2 protein-coding genes are annotated in these 2691 nt (G+C 31.0%); both read right to left on the bottom strand.

What is annotated here, in order from left to right; genetic code table 11:
• Nucleotides 1–128: 128 nt before the first annotated feature.
• On the bottom strand, nt 129–1241 hold the full coding sequence (locus ACOV1Q_RS15805; RefSeq protein WP_424495372.1) for a phospholipase D family protein: 1113 nt from the start codon (nt 1239–1241) through the stop codon (nt 129–131).
• A 196-nt stretch (nt 1242–1437) separates the two neighbouring features.
• Complete coding sequence (locus ACOV1Q_RS15800; RefSeq protein ID WP_424495371.1) at nt 1438–2433, bottom strand: hypothetical protein; 996 nt, start codon at nt 2431–2433, stop codon at nt 1438–1440.
• Nucleotides 2434–2691 lie beyond the last annotated feature (258 nt).

Genomic DNA, 2691 nt, shown 5'->3' with positions numbered 1-2691 from the left:
TATGCGGCAAACTGCTGAAACAGGCATTTGCAGTGGCAAAATCGGGTTTACCATACGATGAAAATTATGTATCAAAATTAGGATAAATTGTTTGGAAGTTAGCTTAGTTCTTTGTTAGCTGCTGGGCGTTACCAATTCTTTAAATTAGTAGTAGTTTGAGGTAAATTTTTTAAAAAACTATCTGGAACTTTTCCAGTAATTTGAAGAGCATCTTCGAATTGTTGTTCTAACCAATTCGCAGAATTATTTGTGATCTTAGTGTATGCTTTTCTCATTAAAGATCTTTTTACTACAATATTTTGTTCTCCCTTATCATATCTTTTTCTTGTTGAAGGAAAACTGTCATATTCAAATTTATCAATTAAATCTGAAAGCAGTATTCCATCACCCATAGTTCCATTTAGAAAAATTGGTTTCTCAACTCGTAAATAAGCTGGCCATTTATTTTTCCATTCTCGTTCTTGCTTCTCTATATCTGAGGCAATATCTCTTCCTTCTGTAAACTTGAGAGCTGTGGCTTTTCCAAAAATTGCATAATCATTTGGATTCTGAGTCATTCTTGCCATATATATGATATCGCCATCATTGACTTGTCTAGGCTTTTTATTTATTGGAAAACCACAAGCATAATGGCATAAAGCTCTATCTATTTCTTCCTTAACTGGAAAATCTAATTCTACTCGATTATCTCCTTTGCCAAAAAATTTAATGTAATAATTTATTGAGTTATTAAAATTAGTTTTGCTAGAACCATAATCTGGTAATTTTGCTGCTTTACCTTTAGTTGTGTTTATGTTAGACAATTTGCTTTCCCATTTTAGACATTCATTTAATTGCAAATTTTGTCCAGCAATATTTTTCAAATCATTAAAATGATTATGGAGATCTTTAATTACTTTTTTATCCGTTAAGTAGATTCCACATTCCATATTATTTCTTAAACCTCCATTAGTAAGATTTGCAGATGTAATTATTGCAGCTCTTTTATCTAGTAAATATACTTTGCTGTGTAATCCTTTAATACCGTAAATATTGGCTCCTTTATCTACAGAAAATTTAATTCCGTCTAAACTTGAAACTTTCAGTGCGAAATCTTGAAGATTATATCTCGTGATTAATTCAAAATTCTGAAAATTAAAATTCTTCTCTATTTTTCTTAAAATTTGCTCACCTACAAAGGGAGATATAACTCTTAGATTTTTGGTTTTTGGTTTTTGGTAATTCCTGTATGAATTTATCATACCAATTCTTCAAATAAATTTCCATTAATTTTATGCTAAGTTTTGTTGAAGCCTTGCAGCTAACGGTCTCGGCTATCGCAAGTTGCGGGAGTTGGGACGCGGAGTTGTCGGTTTAATTGTTTTCTTTCCTGGTTTCTAAAATTACACTTTTTCGGCAATACCCGTTATTTGCGATGAGCCGTTGTTGCTAGCAGTTTTATTTCTCAGTATATGTTTGAAGTTCCGGACTTACTTCAACTAAATCATAATTATTATTAAGATCTTCAATTTCACTTTTATCCGCTATTGGGTAAAATGTTTCCAACCTGTAAAATTCAATTTTACCAATTCCTTTTTCATACTTCACTCTTTTTTTAATCCATATTCTATAGTCCACATTTTTATATCGGAAAGCAAATTTTTCGGGATTTTTAATTGGAATAGATTTTTCTTCAATTTCCTTGAGAATATCTTTCAATTTTATGTGCAATAGCTCTGGATCAAAATCTTCTATATGGTAAGTTTTTTGTGGATTATCTTTAATTACTTCGGCATAATGTCTATTAATAATATGGATTAGTGAATAAGCATCAATTTCTACATTTTTTGCCATAAATGTGAAATTAAAATCAGATTCATCGTGATTTTGAATTGTCTTTTTAACCAAAAGATATAGGAACTTAGAATGGAGGATCTGTTTTTCTTTTTTGAATGCATATTGTTCTTTCTGCTTTCTAAAAAAAAGAGTTCCTGCTTCTTTTTTAATTCTCTTTAAGTCTTGTCGTGTCTCGGCTGCTAAAAGTTGTAAAATCTGGTCAGTGTGATTAGTTTTCTCAATTTCTTTTAACCAAATCTTCTGAATAGAAGTTAGGTATTTTAAGTCCTTAATTCTTTCGTTTAGTGGAACTAGGTAAACTTTTCCTTTATCAGCTTTATAAACTTCGTCAGATTTTAGTCCTGAACTGAAATACGTTAAGTATAGTTGTTTAAATCTAAAATCATTACAAACTTCAAAATCTTCTGGTTTACCATCGTCCTCGTAATCACTTAATTTCAAACAAAGACAGAAAAACTCTTTTTCTCTTTCTAATAAAGTTTTTCCACCTTTAGCTCTATCTCTAAGTTTTTCAAAGATTTTTCTTGTTCTTGTTTGTTCTTCCTCTGAATCACGATCAAAATAAAATTCTAATTCTTCTTCAGTAAAATGCTTCATATAAAATTGCTTGCAACGGTCCCGGTTATCGCCAGTTGGCGGAATAAGGAACGCGGATTTGTCGGCTTAGTATATTGTTGTGGGCAAGATAATTATTTTCTTACTAACGCTACCGTCTATTGGCGATTAACCGTCTTAAGTTTGATTTCCTAACTTTTAATTACTAATCAGAAAGAACAAAAGAGAGGATTAAGGTTATGTTATTCATGGGAACCTGGAGATTCCGACAACATTGATAATCCCCTCTCTTTTCTACTT

The sequence above is a fragment of the Salinimicrobium maris genome (genome assembly GCF_049680855.1).
Taxonomy (GTDB): Bacteria; Bacteroidota; Bacteroidia; order Flavobacteriales; family Flavobacteriaceae; genus Salinimicrobium.
This window is presented reverse-complemented; position numbering and strand designations above follow the sequence as displayed.

What these genes read in the sequence shown, in the direction of transcription:
- ACOV1Q_RS15805 (WP_424495372.1), bottom strand. Translation starts at nt 1,241, where the DNA reads ATGATAAATTCATACAGGAATTACCAAAAACCAAAAACCAAAAATCTA.
- ACOV1Q_RS15800 (WP_424495371.1), bottom strand. Translation starts at nt 2,433, where the DNA reads ATGAAGCATTTTACTGAAGAAGAATTAGAATTTTATTTTGATCGTGAT.